The organism is Pseudomonas putida S13.1.2 (assembly GCF_000498395.2).
In the GTDB taxonomy this organism is placed as follows: Bacteria; Pseudomonadota; Gammaproteobacteria; order Pseudomonadales; family Pseudomonadaceae; genus Aquipseudomonas; species Aquipseudomonas putida_Q.
Genome location: NZ_CP010979.1, coordinates 268,903 through 285,613 on the forward strand (window position 1 = coordinate 268,903; position 16,711 = coordinate 285,613).

The following is a 16,711-nucleotide window of genomic DNA, read 5'->3' on the forward strand; positions in this document are numbered from 1 at the left end:
GTATATAGATATTTCGGTCTAAGGCCAGGCGTGTGAAACGCTTCACCTTCTGCCCCCTCTGCATCCGCGCAATGCGCTTTAATTTCTTCCTCTGCCCATCCGTTCCCCTGTGTACATCCGGCCCCCGTGCGCTGCCGCCCACGTTTGCGCAGCAGCCGGCCCGCCCCAACCAGACACTGGCAGGAACACCCCATGACGGACGCCTTCGAACTCCCGCTCTCGCTGGTCCAGGCACTGGCGCACCGCGCCGCGCAGACCCCGGACAAGATCGCCTTGCGCTTTCTTGCCGACGCCCCTGGCGAGCAGGCGGTGCTCAGCTACCGGGACCTCGACCAGCGTGCACGCACCATCGCCGCTGCATTGCAGGCCCGTGCAGGCTTCGGCGACCGTGCGATCTTGTTGTTCCCCAGTGGTCCGGACTACGTGGCGGCGTTCTTCGGTTGCCTGTATGCCGGGGTGATCGCGGTACCGGCTTACCCGCCGGAGTCTGCGCGCCAGCACCATCAGGAGCGCTTGCTGTCGATCATCGACGATGCCGAGCCGCGCCTGCTGCTGACGGTCGCGGCGTTGCACGGCAGCCTGCAAGGCCTGGAAGCGCTGGCGGCGGACAACGGCCCAGAACTGCTGGCGGTGGACAGCCTGGACCCGGCGCTGGCCGCGAACTGGCGCGAGCCCGTGCTCAAAGGTGATGACATCGCCTTCCTGCAGTACACCTCTGGCTCCACCGCGCTGCCCAAGGGCGTGCAGGTCAGCCACGGCAACCTGGTGGCCAACGAGCAGTTGATCCGCCAAGGCTTCGGTATCGACCTCAACCCCGACGATGTGATCGTCAGTTGGTTGCCCCTGTACCACGACATGGGCCTGATTGGCGGCCTGTTGCAGCCCATCTTCAGCGGCGTGCCGTGCGTGCTGATGTCGCCGGGTTACTTCCTGGCCCGGCCGCAGCGCTGGTTGCAGGCCATCAGCGAATATGGCGGCACCATCAGCGGTGGCCCCGACTTTGCTTACCGCCTGTGTAGCGAGCGGGTTAGCGAGGCCTCGTTGGCCGGGCTCGACCTGAGCCGCTGGCGCGTGGCTTATTCCGGCTCCGAGCCGATCCGCCAGGACAGCCTGGCGACGTTCGCCGACAAGTTCCAGGCCAGCGGCTTCGACCGGCAGAGCTTCTTCGCCAGCTACGGCCTGGCCGAAGCCACCCTGTTCGTCAGCGGCAGCCGCCGCGGCCAGGGCATCGCCGCGCTGGAACTGGACGCCGAAGCCTTCGCCGCCAACCGTGCCGAGCCGGGCAAAGGCAGCGTGCTGATGAGCTGCGGCTACCCGCAGCCCGGTCACGCGGTACGTGTCGTCGAGCCGCAGCACTTGCAGGTGCTGGGCGACAACCAGGTCGGCGAAATATGGGCCGGTGGCCCGAGCATCGCCTTGGGTTACTGGCGCAACCCCGAAGCCAGTGCCCGCACCTTCGTTGAAATGGACGGCCAGACCTGGCTGCGCACCGGCGACCTGGGCTTCATGCGCGAGGGTGAGGTGTTCGTCACCGGGCGCCTGAAAGACATGCTGATCGTACGGGGCCAGAACCTGTACCCGCAGGACCTGGAAAAAACCCTCGAACGCGAGGTCGAGGTGCTGCGCAAAGGCCGGGTGGCAGTGTTTGCCGTCGAGCAGCAGGGCGAGGAGGGCATCGGCGTGGCGGTGGAGATCAGCCGCAACGTGCAAAAGGCAATCAAACCCCAGGACCTGATCAAAACCCTGCGCCAGGTGATCGCCGACGCCTGCCGCCAGGCCCCGGCTGTGGTCCTGTTGCTGAACCCGGGCGCGCTGCCCAAGACCTCCAGTGGCAAGCTGCAGCGCTCGGCCTGCCGCCTGCGCATGGACGATGGCAGCCTGGACTGCTACGCCCGCTTCCCTGATGTGAGCGAAGCCGCTGCAAGCGCGGCTGCTGGCGATGAACTGCAAACACGCATCGCCGCCGTGTGGCGCGACATCCTCAAGCTAGAGGCGGTTGCAGCAGATGACCACTTCCTGCTGCTGGGCGGCAACTCCATCGCCGCCACCCAGGCCACCGCACGCCTGGCCGATGAACTGGGCATCAACCTGAGCCTGCGCACCCTGTTCGAAGTGCCAGTGCTGGCTGATTACAGTAACGCCGTGGCGTCGATCATCGCTGAAGGCGCAGCCGGCACCGCCATCATCGCAACGCTGGAACGCGCCCAGGCGTTGCCCCAGTCGCTGGCGCAAAACCGCTTGTGGCTGATGTGGCAGTTGCAGCCAGAATCGGCCGCCTACAACATCCCGGCCGGCCTGCAGCTGCGCGGCGAGCTGGACGAAAGCGCCCTGGAAGCCGCCTTCCAGGCGCTGGTGGCGCGCCACGAATCCCTGCGCACCGTATTCAGCGAAGAAAACGGCCAGGCCCTGCAACGCATCTTGGCGCAACAGCCGTTCAGCCTGCACCGCCTGAACCTCGAAGGCCAAACCCCCGAGCAGGTCAGGGCCGAGCGTGAAGCCGAGGCCCGTCAGCCGTTCGACCTGACCCAGGGCCCGTTGCTGCGGGTGACCCTGGCACGCCTGGACGACGAAGACCATCAGCTATGGGTGACCCTGCACCACATCGTCGCTGACGGCTGGTCGCTGAACATCCTGCTGGATGAATTCGCCAAGCTTTACGCGGCCCGCTGCCAGGGGCTGGAGGCCAGCCTGGCGCCGCTGACCCTGGGTTACGCCGACTACGGCACCTGGCAGCGACAATGGCTGGCCGCCGGTGAAGCCGAGCGCCAACTGCAGTACTGGAAAGCACAGTTGGGCGATGAACTGCCGGTGCTCGACCTGTGCACCGACCACCCCCGCGCCAGTCAGCGCGAGTACAGCGCTGAGCGGTTCAACCTCAAGGTGCCTGCCAAGCTTGCCGAAGCACTCAAGGGCCTGGCCCGCGAACAGCAGGCCAGCCTGTTCATGGTCCTGCTGGCCGGCTGGCAGGCGCTGCTGCACCGCTACAGCGGCCAGGCTGACATCCGTGTCGGTGTGCCCAACGCCAACCGCCCGCGCCTGGAAGCCCAAGGCATGGTCGGCTTCTTCATCAATACCCAGGTATTGCGCGCACAGCTTGATGGCCGCCTGCCATTCACGCAGCTGCTGGCCCAGGTGCGCCACGCCACCCTTGCGGCGCAGGCTAACCAGGACCTGCCGTACGAACAGCTGGTCGAAGCCCTGCCTGACGCCCGTGAGCAAGGCTTGTTCCAGGTCATGTTCAACCACCAGCAACGCGACTTGTCGGCGCTTCGCCGCCTGCCGGGGCTGTTGGCGGAGGAGCTGCCGTGGCACAGCCGCGAAGCCAAGTTCGACCTTCAGCTGCACAGTGAAGAAGACCATCAGGGTCGCCTGAGCCTGGCCTTCGACTACGCTGCGGAGCTGTTCGAAGCCAGCACCGTCAAACGTCTGGCCCATCACCTGCTGGCGCTGCTTGAACAGGTGTGCGCCGCGCCGCAGCGGCCGCTGGGCGAAGTGCAATTGCTGGACGAGCCCGGCCGCGCGCAACTGCTGGGCTGGGGCCGGGCACCGGCTGCCGCGCCGCCATGCCTGCTGGTCGAACAGCTCAACGAACAGGCCCGCCGGACCCCGCAACGCACCGCGCTGGCCTGGGACGGCGGTAGCCTCGACTACGCCGAACTGCACCAGCAGGCCAACCGCCTGGCCCATTACCTGCGCGACAAAGGCGTCGGCCCCGACACCCGCGTAGCCATTGCCATCGAGCGTTCGCCACAGTTGCTGGTGGGCCTGCTGGCTATCCTCAAGGCCGGCGGCGCCTACGTGCCGCTGGACGTCGACTACCCGGCCGAACGCCTGGCCTACATGCTGGCCGACTGCAACGCCGGCCTGCTGCTGAGCCACAGCAGCCTGCTGGGCAAGCTGCCGCAAGTCGACGGCGTCAGCGCCATTGCCCTCGACCAGTTGCACCTGGACAGCTGGCCTAGCCATGCCCCCGGCCTGCACCTGCACGGCGACAACCTGGCCTACGTGATCTACACCTCCGGCTCCACCGGCCAGCCCAAGGGCGTGGGCAATACCCATGCGGCGCTAGCCGAGCGCTTGCAATGGATGCAGGCGACCTATGGGCTGAATGACAGCGACGTGCTGATGCAGAAGGCGCCGATCAGCTTCGATGTGTCGGTGTGGGAGTGCTTCTGGCCACTGGTAACCGGCTGCAAGCTGGTACTCGCCGGCCCCGGTGAGCACCGTGACCCGCAACGCATTGCCGCGCTGGTGCAAGCCCATGGCGTGACCACGCTGCACTTCGTGCCGCCACTGTTGCAGGTGTTTGTCCAGGAGCCGCAGGCGGGCGCCTGCAGCAGCCTGCGCCGGTTGTTCTCCGGTGGCGAAGCATTGCCTGCGGCGCTGCGTGACCGCGTGCTGCAAGTGCTGCCGCAGGTGCAACTGCACAACCGCTATGGCCCGACCGAAACCGCCATCAACGTCACCCACTGGCACTGCCAGGCGGCGGACGGCGAGCGCTCGCCCATCGGCCGCCCGTTGGGCAATGTGCTGTGCCGTGTGCTGGACGATGAGCTTGAACTGGCCGCGCCAGGCGTCCCAGGCGAGCTGTACCTGGGTGGCACGGGCCTGGCCCGTGGCTACCTGGGCCGTCCGGGTCTTACCGCCGAGCGCTTCGTGCCCCAGGCCGACGGCCATGGCGAGCGCCTGTACCGCAGTGGCGACCGCGCCCGCTGGCAGGTGCAGCTTGAGGCCCTGGAATACCTCGGTCGCCTCGACCAGCAGGTAAAGGTGCGGGGTTTCCGCGTCGAGCCAGAAGAAGTACAGGCCTGCCTGTTGGCACAGCCGGGTGTTGAACAGGCGCTGGTGCTGATCCACAAGGACGCCGTTGGTGCGCAGCTGGTGGGTTACTACAGTGGCACTGCGCAGCCAGCCGAAGTCCTGGCCGTGCTGGCTGAGCAACTGCCCGCGTACATGGTGCCGGCCCAGCTCATCCCGTTGGCACAGCTGCCGCTGGGCCCCAGCGGCAAGGTCGACCGCAAGGCACTGCCGGCCCCGGTGTGGCAGCAACGCGAACATGTCGAGCCACACACCGAGTTGCAGCAACAGGTTGCCGCCATCTGGCGCGAGGTGCTGAACCTGCCGCGCGTCGGCCTGCAGGACGACTTCTTCGCCTTGGGCGGGCACTCGCTGCTGGCCACGCAGATCGTCTCGCGCAGCCGCCAGGCCTGCGATGTCGAGCTGCCGCTCAAGGTGCTGTTCGAAGCCAGCGAACTGGGCGCCTTCTGTGCCGAGATCGCACGCATACGCGCCGCCGGCCAGCGCAACCTGCAAGGCGCAATTGCCCGCGTTGACCGCCGTCAGGCGGTGCCGCTGTCGTATTCGCAGCAGCGTATGTGGTTCCTCTGGCAAATGGAGCCGGACAGCCCGGCGTACAACGTCGGCGGCATGGCACGCCTGCGCGGCACCCTGCATGTGGACGCTTTCGAGCGTGCGCTGCAGGCGCTGATCGTGCGCCATGAAACCCTGCGCACCACCTTCCCCAGCATCGACGGCGTGCCGTATCAGTGCGTGGCCGAAGACAGCGGCCTGCACCTTGATTGGCAAGACTTCAGCGCCTTGCCGATCGACGCCCGCCAGCAACGCCTGCAACAACTGGCCGACGACCAGGCGCACCAGCCATTCGACCTGGAGCGCGGCCCGCTGCTGCGCGCCTGCCTGGTCAAGGCTGACGAGCGCGAGCACTTCTTCGTGCTGACCCTGCACCACATCGTGACCGAAGGCTGGGCCATGGACATCTTCGCCCGCGAACTGGGCGAGCTGTACGAAGCCTTTGTCGATGACCGCGAGTCGCCGCTGGCGCCGCTGCCGGTGCAGTACCTGGACTACAGCGTGTGGCAACGGCAATGGCTGGAAAGCGGCGAGGGCGCGCGTCAACTGGCCTACTGGAAGGACCGCCTGGGCGACGAGCACCCGGTGCTGGCGTTGCCTGCCGACCGCCCGCGCCCGGCAGTACAGAGCCACCGCGGCGAGCTGTACCGCTTTGAACTCGACCCGGCGCTGGTGGCCCGCGTGCATGCTTTCAACAGCCAGCGCGGCCTGACCCTGTTCATGACCATGACCGCCACACTGGCCGCCTTGCTGCACCGCTACAGCGGCCAGCGCGACCTGCGCATCGGCGCGCCGGTGGCCAACCGCATCCGCCCGGAAAGCGAAGGCCTGATCGGCGCCTTCCTCAATACCCAGGTGCTGCGCTGCGAGCTGGATGGCCAGATGACCGCCAACGCGCTGCTGGAGCAGATGCGCCAGGCCGCCATCGAAGGCCAGTCGCACCAAGACCTGCCGTTCGACCAGTTGGTGGAGGCGTTGCAACCGCCGCGCAGCAGCGCTTACAACCCGCTGTTCCAGGTGATGTGCAACGTGCAGCGCTGGGCCTTCCAGCAAAGCCGCACACTGGCCGGCATGCAGGTGGATTACCTGGTCAACGACGCCAGTGCCACCAAGTTCGACCTGTACCTGGAGGTAACCGACCTCGACGGCCGCCTGGGTTGCTGCCTGACCTACAGCCGCGACCTGTTCGACGAACCGCGCATAGCGCGCATGGCCGAGCACTGGCAGCACCTGCTGGTCGGCTTGCTGGACAACCCGCAGCAGCGCCTGTGCGAGCTGCCGATGCTGAGCGGTGCGGAGCAGCAGGTGCTGGCGGGCCAGTTGCAGGGCGAGCACGACTTCGACCTCGACCAGACCCTGCACGGCCTGTTCGCCGCCCAGGCGGCGCGCACACCACAGGCTGGCGCGCTGACCTTCGCTGGCCAGCACATGACTTACGCCGAACTCGATCAGCGGGCCAACCGCCTGGCCCGCGCCCTGCGCGAGCGTGGCGTCGGCCCGCAGGTGCGCGTGGGCCTGGCGCTGGAGCGCTCGCTGGAAATGGTCGTCGGCCTGCTGGCCATCCTCAAGGCCGGCGGCGCCTACGTGCCGCTCGACCCCGAGTACCCGCTCGACCGCTTGCGCTACATGATCGAAGACAGCCGCATCGGCCTGCTGCTCAGCCAGCGTGAGCTGTTGCAAACCCTGGGCGAGCTGCCCGAGGGCGTGGCACGCTGGAGCCTGGAGGACGATGCCGCCAGCCTGTCGGCCTACAGCGATGCGCCGCTGGACAACCTCAACCTGCCGCAGCATCAGGCGTACCTGATCTACACCTCCGGCTCCACCGGCAAGCCCAAGGGCGTGGTGGTCAGCCATGGTGAGTTCGCCATGCACTGCCAAGCGGTCATCGCCGCGTTCGGCATGCGCAGCGATGATTGCGAGCTGCATTTCTATTCGATCAACTTCGACGCTGCCAGCGAGCGCCTGTGGGTGCCGTTGCTGTGCGGTGCCCGCGTGGTGGTGCGCGCCCAGGGGCAGTGGGGCGCCGAGGACATCTGCCAGCTGGTGCGCGAGCAGCAGGTGAGCATTTTGGGCTTTACCCCCAGCTACGGCAGCCAGCTGGCGCAGTACCTGGGCGGGCAGGGCGAGCAACTGCCAGTACGCCTGGTGATCACCGGTGGCGAAGCGCTGACCGGCGAGCACCTGCAGCGTATTCGCCAGGCTTTTGCGCCGCAGCAGTTCTTCAACGCCTACGGCCCGACCGAAACCGTGGTCATGCCGCTGGCCTGCCTGGCGCCAGAGGTGTTGCCTGCGGACCTTGGCAGTGTGCCGATTGGCCATGTCATCGGTAGCCGCTCGGCCTACATCCTCGACGAAGACCTTGCCCTGCTGCCGCAAGGTGGCATTGGTGAGCTGTATGTCGGCGGAGCCGGCCTGGCTCAGGGTTATCACGACCGGCCGGGCCTGAGCGCCGAGCGATTCGTCGCTGACCCGTTCAGCACCGAAGGGGGCCGCTTGTATCGCACGGGCGACCTGGTGCGCCTGGGCACTGACGGCCTGGTCGAGTACGTCGGCCGTGCCGACCAGCAGGTGAAAATTCGCGGTTTCCGCATCGAACTGGGCGAGATCGAGAGCCGCTTGCAGGCCCATGCCGATGTCGACGAGGCCGTGGTGCTGGCCTTGGATCTACCGGGCGGCAAGCAACTGGTGGGCTACCTGGTGTGCAAGCAGGCCATGGCTGGCAGCGAGGCGCAAAGCCAGCTGCGTGAAGCAGTGAAGGCCGATGCCCGCCAGCACCTGCCGGACTACATGGTGCCTGCGCACCTGGTGCTGCTCGACAGCCTACCGCTGATGGGTAACGGCAAGCTCGACCGCCGTGCGCTGCCGCTGCCGGACCTGGAACAAGCGCGTCAACAATACCAGGCCCCCGGCAACGAGGTGGAAACGCAACTGGCGCAGATCTGGCGCGACGTGCTCAACGTTGCCCGGGTTGGTGTACAGGACAACTTCTTCGAACTGGGCGGCGACTCGATCCTGTCGATCCAGGTAGTCAGCCGGGCTCGTCAGGCCGGCTTGCAATTCACCCCGCGCGACCTGTTCCAGCACCAGACCATCCAGACCCTGGCGGCTGTTGTTCAGCACAGCGAAGCCGCGAGTACGGTGGAGCAGGGGCTGCGCCAGGGCCAGACCGGGCTGACACCGATCCAGCACTGGTTCTTCGACAGTGAAGTGCCGCAGCCACAGCACTGGAACCAGGCGGTACTGCTTCAGGCGCGCCAACCGCTGGATGAAGCCGCGCTGGAGCAGGCATTGACTGCGCTGGTGCAGCATCACGACAGCCTGCGCCTGCGTTTCAGCGAGGCCCTGGGCCGCTGGCAGGCACAATACGCGCAGCCTGCCGCCGAGCAACTGCTGTGGACCGCCAGTGTTGCCGACTTCGCGGATTGCCAGGCGCTGTACACCGACCTGCAGCGCAGCCTCGACCTGCAGCAGGGCCCGCTGCTGCGCGCCTTGCTGGTGCGTGACGGGCAGGGCAGCCAGCGCCTGTTGCTGGCGATCCATCACCTGGTGGTCGATGGCGTGTCCTGGCGGGTGCTGCTCGAAGACCTTCAGGCGCTTTACCGTGGCCAGCCACTGCCGGCCAAGACCCATGCCATGGGTGACTGGGCTGCGCGTCTGGCCAGCTACGCCAGCAGCGATTCGCTGCGCGACGAACTGAACTGGTGGCAAGGCCAGCTGGGCGGCGTGCGCCGCGAGCTGCCGTGCGATCACCCGCAGGGCGGCAACCTGCACCGCCACGCCCATACCCTGGCCATCGGCCTGGACGTGGAGCAGACCCGGCAATTGCTGCAACAGGCTCCGGCGGCCTACCACACCCAGGTCAACGACCTGCTGCTGACTGCACTGGCGCGGGCGCTGTGCCGCTGGAGCGGCGATGAGGAAGTGCTGGTGCAGCTTGAAGGCCACGGCCGTGACGGGCTGTTCGAAGACATGGACCTGACCCGCAGCGTCGGCTGGTTCACCAACGCCTATCCACTGAGCCTGCGCCCGCTGGCAGGCGAACACGAGGCGGCGCGGGCCGGCTCGATCAAGCGCATCAAGGAACAACTGCGCCAGGTGCCGCACAAGGGCTTGGGTTACGGGGTGCTGCGCTACCTCGCCGACCCGGCCTGGCGCGAACAGATGGCAGCCTTGCCGCAGGCGCGTATCACCTTCAACTACCTGGGTCAGTTCGACCAGCAGTTCGACAGTGCGGCGCTGTTCCAGCCGCTGGAGGCACCGGCCGGTCTGGCGCATGACCTCGATGCACCGCTGCCAAACTGGCTGAGCGTCGATGGCCAAGTGTATGGCGGCGCCTTGCAACTGCGCTGGACCTTCAGCGCCGAGCGCTATGACCCGCAGACCATCGCTCGCCTGGCCGAGGCCTATCGCCAGGAGCTGCTGGCGCTGGTCGCGCATTGCCTGGCCGATGGCAACGGCAGCTTCACCCCGTCGGACTTCCCGCTGGCGCACCTGACCCAGGAGCAGATCGACGCATTGCCGGTACCGGCTGCGCAGATCGAGGACGTCTACCCGCTGACGCCAATGCAGGAAGGCATGCTGCTGCACACCCTGCTGGAGCCGGGCACCGGCCTCTACTACATGCAAGACCGCTACCGCATCAACAGCGCCCTGGACCCTGAACGTTTCGCCCAGGCCTGGCAGGCGGTGGTGGCGCGCCACGAAGCGTTGCGCGCCTCGTTCAGCTGGAACAGCGGCGAGGCGATGCTGCAGATCATCCACAAACCGGGCAACCTCGCGGTGGACTACCAGGACTGGCGCGGCCTTGCTGACGAGGCCCAGGAGCAGCGCCTGCAGGCCCTGCACAAGCAGGAGCGCGAGGCCGGGTTTGCCCTGCTCAGTGAAGCACCGTTCCACCTGCGCCTGGTGCGCGTGGCCGACGAGCGCTACTGGTTCATGATGAGCAACCACCACATCCTGATCGATGCCTGGTGCCGCTCGCTGCTGATGAACGACTTCTTCGAGGTCTACCAGGCACTCGGCGAAGGCCGTCAGGCCCAGTTGCCGGTGCCGCCGCGTTACCGCGATTACATCGGCTGGTTGCAGCGCCAGGGCCTGGACGACGCACGCGCCTGGTGGCAGGCCAGCCTGGCCGGCTTCGAGCGCGCCACGGCCATCCCCAGCGACCGCCCGCTGCGCCATGACCACGCCGGTAGCGGCATGGTTGTCGGCGATTGCTACACCCGCCTGGAGGTAAGTGACGGCGTGCGCCTGCGCGAACTGGCCCAGGCCCACCAGCTTACCGTCAACACCTTCGCCCAGGCGGCCTGGGCCTTGGTGCTGGCACGCTACAGCGGCGAGCGCGACGTAGCCTTTGGCGTGACAGTGGCCGGGCGCCCGGTAAGCATGCCGCAGATGCAGCGCACCGTTGGCCTGTTCATCAACAGTGTTGCCCTGCGTGTGCAGTTGCCCGTATCGGGTGAGCGTTGCAGTGTGCGCCAGTGGTTGCAGAGCCTGCTGCAAAGCAACATGGAACTGCGCGAGTACGAGTACCTGCCGCTGGTGGCGATCCAGGAGTGCAGCGAGTTGCCCAAGGGCCAGCCGCTGTTCGACAGCCTGTTCGTGTTCGAGAACGCGCCGGTGGAAACGGCCGTGCTCGACCATGCCCAGCACCTGAACGCCAGCTCCGACTCGGGCCGTACCCACACCAACTTCCCCTTGACGGCGGTGTGCTACCCGGGTGATGACCTGGGCCTGCACCTGTCGTTCGACCAGCGTTACTTTGATTACCCGACCGTCGAGCGCCTGCTGGCCGAGTTCAAGCGCCTGCTGCTGGCGCTGGTGCAGGGCTTCGATGGGGAGGTGAGCGCGCTGCCTCTGATGGGGGCAGACGAACAGCGTTTCCTGCTGGAAGACTGCAACCGCACCGAGCGGGCTTATCCGCTGGAGCAGAGCTACATCGCGCAGTTCGAAGCGCAGGTGGCTGCGCACCCTGAACGTACTGTGGCCCGCTGCCTGGAGGCCTCCTACGACTACGCCGGGCTGAACCTGGCGGCCAACCGCCTGGGCCACGCCTTGATCTCGGCCGGCGTAAAGGTGGACCAGCCGGTGGCGCTGCTGGCCGAGCGTGGGCTACCGCTGCTGGGCATGATCGTCGGCAGCTTCAAGGCGGGCGCCGGCTACCTGCCGCTGGACCCGGGGCTGCCGGCTGCGCGCCTGCAAAGCATCATCCAGCTCAGCCGTACCCCGGTGCTGGTGTGCAGCGCGGCCTGTGCCGAGCAAGGCCGGCAGTTGCTGGGTGAGCTGGACGTTGCGGTACGGCCACAGCTGCTGGTGTGGGAAGACACCCAGGCCAGCCAGGTTGCCAGCCACAACCCAGGCATCCACAGTGGCCCGGACAACCTTGCCTATGTGATCTACACCTCAGGCTCGACCGGCCTGCCAAAAGGGGTGATGGTCGAGCAGCGTGGCATGCTCAACAACCAGTTGAGCAAGGTGCCGTATCTGGCGTTGAGCAATCAGGACGTCATTGCCCAGACTGCTTCGCAGAGCTTCGACATTTCGGTGTGGCAGTTCCTTGCCGCGCCGCTGTTCGGCGCCAAGGTAGAGATCGTGCCGAATGCCATCGCCCATGACCCGCAGGGCCTGCTGACGCATGTGCAGGCCACCGGCATCACCGTGCTGGAAAGTGTGCCGTCGCTGATCCAGGGCATGTTGGCCAGCGACCACCAGGCCCTCGACGGCCTGCGCTGGATGCTGCCGACCGGCGAGGCCATGCCACCGGAGCTGGCCGCGCAGTGGTTGCAGCGTTACCCGCAGATCGGCCTGGTCAACGCTTACGGGCCGGCAGAGTGCTCGGATGACGTGGCGTTCTTCCGCGTCGATGCCGCGTCGACCCAAGGCAGCTACCTGCCGATCGGCACGCCGACCGACAACAACCGCCTGTACCTGTTCGGCGAAGAGCAGGCACTGGTGCCGCTGGGCGCGGTGGGTGAACTCTGTGTGGCTGGCACCGGCGTCGGCCGTGGCTATGTGGGCGACCCTGTGCGTACCGCACTGGCATTTATCCCTCACCCTTACGGCTCCCCGGGCGAGCGCCTGTACCGCACCGGTGACCTGGCGCGGCAGCGCCCGGACGGTGTGCTGGAGTACGTCGGGCGCATCGACCACCAGGTGAAGATTCGCGGCTACCGCATCGAGCTTGGCGAGATTGAAGCCCGTCTGCACGAGCAGGCCGAGATTCGCGACGCTGCCGTGGGCGTGCAGGAAGGCGCCAACGGCAAGCATCTGGTCGGTTACCTGGTGGTACATCAGGGTATCGCCGCCGATGGCGCATTGCTGGAGCAGATCAAGCAACGCCTGCGTGCCGAGTTGCCGGAGTACATGGTGCCGCTGCACTGGGGCTGGTTCGACAGCCTGCCGCACAACGCCAACGGCAAACTCGACCGCAAGGCGCTGCCGGCCATCGACATCGGTGGCCAGCACAGCCAGGCCTATCAGGCGCCGCGCAATGAGCTGGAGGCAGTGCTGGCGGGCATCTGGGGCGATGTGCTGAAAGCCGAGCGAGTGGGGGTGCACGACAACTTCTTCGAGCTGGGCGGGCATTCGCTGCTGGCCACGCAGATCGCTTCGCGGGTGCAGAAGCAGCTGCAACTGAACGTGCCGCTGCGGGCGATGTTCGAGTGCAGCACGGTGGAGGAGCTGGCCGAGTATGTGCAGGGGTTGCAGGGCAGTGCGCTGGATGACGACAAGGTCGACCGGCTCAGTGACCTGATGGCCGAGCTCGAGGGGTTGTGATCTGAATGGATGGGGCGCCTGTACGGGCCCCTTCGCGGGTAAACCCGCTCCCACAGGTATTGCTCCGGCCTTGAGAGCGGCGCAGTACCTGTGGGAGCGGGTTTACCCGCGAAGGGGCCAGTGCAGGCACCCTGTTATTCAGCGCTTGCCGAGAATCTTGCCCAGCATTTCCGGCCGCGGTGCCCCTTGCTGGCTTTGCAGGTTGCCCTGTTCATCCTGATAGAAAATCGCCGGGGTCGCCTGCAAGCCCATCTCTTCCATCAACGCCATGTTGGCCGCCAGCTTCTGCTGCACCGCCTCGGGCACTTGTTCCAGTGCCTTCAGCGTGCTGGCCTTACCGGCTTTCTCATGTTGTTGCAGGGCCTTGGCCGGGTCTTTCGCTGCCAGCAGGGCCGCCGATTTACCCGGGCTGTCCTCGCGGATGATGCCCACCATGATATGGCGCAACTGCACCTTGCCCGACTCCACCCACGGCCGCGCCTGTTCCCAGAACATGTTGCAGTACGGGCAGTTCGGGTCGCTGAACAGGTACACCTTGCGTGGCGCATCGGCCTTGCCGTCGGCGATCCAGGCGGTTTTCTCCAGCTTCGCCCAGATGGCCTTGCTCATCGGCCCATACACCAGCTTTTCCAGCGGCTCGGCGCTAAGGTCCTTGCCTTGTTCGTCGAACAGGCTGCCGACCAGCACGTGCTTGCCGTCAGGGGTCAGGTACAGGGCCAGGGCGTTGTTCTGGTACTCGGCGGCATAACCGCGCAGGCCGTTGGGCGCATCGAAGCTGCCCTTGATCACGGCGCCCTTGGCTTGCAGCTGCTGAACTGCCTTGGGCAGTTCTTCGGCCTGCAGGGCAGGGGAGGCCAGCAGGGCCAGGGACAGGGGCAGCAGTGCAGTCAATCGCATGTCAGTTTCCTTGTGCGGCAGGGGCGGGCGCAATGGCCCGGTCGAAAGGTTCCAGGGCGTGGCGCAGGCTGGCCCGGGACAGCTCGCCCAGGTGGCTGCCGACCAGCCGCCCGCTGGCGTCATAGAACAGGGTGGTAGGCAGGGCCATGGAACCGACGCGCTGGGCCAGCAGGCCGGTGCCGTCGAACAGCACGTGGGTCAGGCTCAGGCCGGTAGTGGCCAGGAAGGTGCTGACGTTTTCCGGGGTCTCGCCCTGGTTGACGAACAGGAAGGTCACGTGCGGGTAGTCGCTTTGCGCCTGTTGCAGCACGGGCATCTCGCGCCGGCAGGGCGGGCACCAGGTGGCCCAGATGTTGATTACCAATGGCTTGCCGCGGTAGCTGTGCAGCGCAACCGATTGGCCGCCAGCGTTGCGCAGGCTCAGTTCAGGCAGCTCGGTGCCTTTGCTGTACAAGTGTCCGCCGAAGCTGGCCAGGCCCCAGAACAGCGCGCCGCTGAACAATGCCCAGCCCAGCGGGCGGCGCAGGCCCGGTTGACGCCAGCCCTGCCACACCGCACCAAGGACGATGCCGGCAAGGCCTGACCAGAGCAGGAAGCCACCGTCGCGGATGTCGATGATCTGCAACGGCTCATCGCGGTACATCGGCCAGTAGGCCAGCACGAAGCCGGCACGGGCGCACAGCAGGCCGATCAGGAACAGGTTGAACAGTGCCGATTCCGGGCTTTCGCCGCCACGCCGGGCGACCCACCAGCCGACCACGCTGGCGATTACCAGCGCGGTGAGCATCAACAGGTGGTTGAGCGCCATCGTCAGTGGCCCGAGGGTTACGGTCAACATCAGCCTTGGCTCCTGGTCTGGGCCCAGTGTTGCTGGAACGCGGCGGCATCCACTTCACCGGTAATGCGCCGCGCGCGGCGTTCGTCGCCCTCCGGGCCGATCCAGATGATGCTGGGCGGGCCGGGTACCTGGTAGCGCTGCAGCAGGGCTTTGCTGGCCTGACTATCGGCGGTCACGTCCAGGCGTAACAGGTGCACCCCGGCCAGGTTGGCCTGCACGTCGCTGCGGGCGAACACCTGTTTTTCCATGACCTTGCACGACACGCACCAGTCGGCATAGTAGTCGAGCATCACCCACTGGCCACGGGCCTTGGCCGCATCCAGTTCACGTTGCAGGTCTTCGGGGCGGCTGACCGTGACGAAGCTGTCTTCGGCATGCTGGGCAGCAACGGGTGCGGCGCCACCACCGGTGAACGGGCGCAGCGGCTGCCAAAGGTCATCGCCACCTGCTGCGGCGCCTACCAGCAACAGGCCGCCCCACAGGGCGCCCAGCAGCGGTACGGCGCGCAATGCTGGCAGGCGCTGCAGGGCTGGCCAGGTGGCCCAGGCCAGGGCGATGAGCCAGCCGCCACTCAGTGCCAGCAGCAGCGTGGCGGGCAACAGGCTGCGCACGGTGTACAGCGCCATGGCCAGGAACACGAAGCCGAACACGCCCTTGACCCGGTCCATCCAGGCGCCCGGGCGCGGCAAGTAACGGTTGCCCAGGGTCACCAGCAACAGCAGCGGCACGCCCATACCCAGGCCCAGGCTGAACAGCACCAGTGCCCCTTGCAGCACGTCGCCGCTCTGGGCGATGTACAGCAGCGCGCCGGCCAATGGCGCGGTCATGCACGGGCCCAGCAGCAGGCCGGACAACGCCCCGAGCAGCGCCGCGCCATACAGGTTGCCGCCACGGGTGCCTTGCCCGGCGCGGTCAAGGCGGTCGCGCAGGGCGGCAGGCAGTTGCAGCTCGAAGGCGCCAAACATAGGCAGGGCCAACAGCACGAACAGCCCCGCCAGGCTGCCCAGCAGCCAGGGTTGCTGCAGCCAGGCCTGCAGGCTGGCACCCAGCAGTGCGGCGACCACGCCCAGGGCGGCGTACACCAGTGCCATGCTCAGCACATACACCCCGGCCAGCAGCCAGCCGCGTCGGGCGCTGGCGCCATTGCCCAGCACCAGCCCGGCAAGGATCGGCAGCATCGGGAGCGAGCAGGGGGTAAAGGCCAGCAGCAGCCCAAGGCCGAAGAACGCCAGCAGGCTCCAGGCCAGGTGGCCCTGTTGCAGGCCACTGGCCAAGGCCTGGTCGCTGGCTTGCTCGGCGGCGGGTGCCACACTGCCGCCCAGGTCAATTAGCGTGGTCTGCGGGGGGTAGCACAGGCCGGCGTCGGCGCAGCCTTGCCAGCCCAGGCGCAACTGGCCCTGGGCATTGGCCGGCAGCAGCAGTTCGAGCTGGTCGCGGTACACCGCGCTGTCACCGAAGAATTCGTCGTGGTGGTTGAGCGCCGGCGGCAATTGCGGGTGCTGCCCGGCAGGCAGACCGTCGAACTTAAGGCGCTTCTGGTACAGGTAGTAGCCCTGCTTGATCTGGAAGTACAGGCGCATCTGCCCGTCGGCCTGGCGGTCGTGGGTAAGCACAAACGCCTGGTCGACCGGCAGGAAGTCCGGTTTTACATCGAACGGGTTGGCCTGCAACGGGCCGGCCAGAAGCAGTGTCAGGAAGAGCAGGAGGACGCGCATGTCTTCGCCTTGGCAGATCTAGGAATGGGGCCATGCTGGCTGGGGCTGATTAAATGAAGGTTAACGCTGGTTTTGAGTCTGCGAGTCCACCCCAATCCCACCCATCACCCCAGAC

4 protein-coding genes are annotated in these 16,711 nt (G+C 66.8%); 1 reads left to right on the forward strand and 3 read right to left on the reverse strand.

Annotated elements, in window-relative coordinates; all coding sequences use genetic code 11:
* The first annotated feature begins 192 nt into the window (after nt 1-192).
* Complete coding sequence (locus N805_RS01245) at nt 193-13,146, forward strand: non-ribosomal peptide synthetase (RefSeq protein WP_028613382.1); 12,954 nt, start codon at nt 193-195, stop codon at nt 13,144-13,146.
* Between the two features lie 138 nt (nt 13,147-13,284).
* Here the strand turns inward: N805_RS01245 and dsbG are convergent, their stop codons facing one another.
* From dsbG to dsbD, 3 genes are read right to left on the reverse strand one after another with little or no spacing between them, the layout of a single operon-like run.
* A complete protein-coding gene (dsbG, locus tag N805_RS01250; protein WP_028613381.1) occupies nt 13,285-14,043 on the reverse strand; it encodes a thiol:disulfide interchange protein DsbG in 759 nt (252 codons plus the stop codon).
* Between the two features lies 1 nt (nt 14,044).
* The gene (locus tag N805_RS01255) at nt 14,045-14,881 is read right to left on the reverse strand and encodes a TlpA disulfide reductase family protein (RefSeq protein WP_028613380.1); all 837 of its coding nucleotides are present in this window, start codon (nt 14,879-14,881) and stop codon (nt 14,045-14,047) included.
* A complete protein-coding gene (gene dsbD / locus N805_RS01260; protein WP_028613379.1) occupies nt 14,881-16,596 on the reverse strand; it encodes a protein-disulfide reductase DsbD in 1,716 nt (571 codons plus the stop codon). The genes N805_RS01255 and dsbD overlap by 1 nt, the downstream gene beginning before the upstream one ends.
* Nucleotides 16,597-16,711: the final 115 nt, after the last annotated feature.

Bases quoted from the DNA above. Each gene is read 5' to 3' on its own strand.
- dsbD (WP_028613379.1), bottom strand. From the start codon at position 16,596: ATGCGCGTCCTCCTGCTCTTCCTGACACTGCTTCTGGCCGGCCCGTTG.
- N805_RS01255 (WP_028613380.1), bottom strand. From the start codon at position 14,881: ATGTTGACCGTAACCCTCGGGCCACTGACGATGGCGCTCAACCACCTG.
- dsbG (WP_028613381.1), bottom strand. From the start codon at position 14,043: ATGCGATTGACTGCACTGCTGCCCCTGTCCCTGGCCCTGCTGGCCTCC.
- N805_RS01245 (WP_028613382.1), top strand. From the start codon at position 193: ATGACGGACGCCTTCGAACTCCCGCTCTCGCTGGTCCAGGCACTGGCG.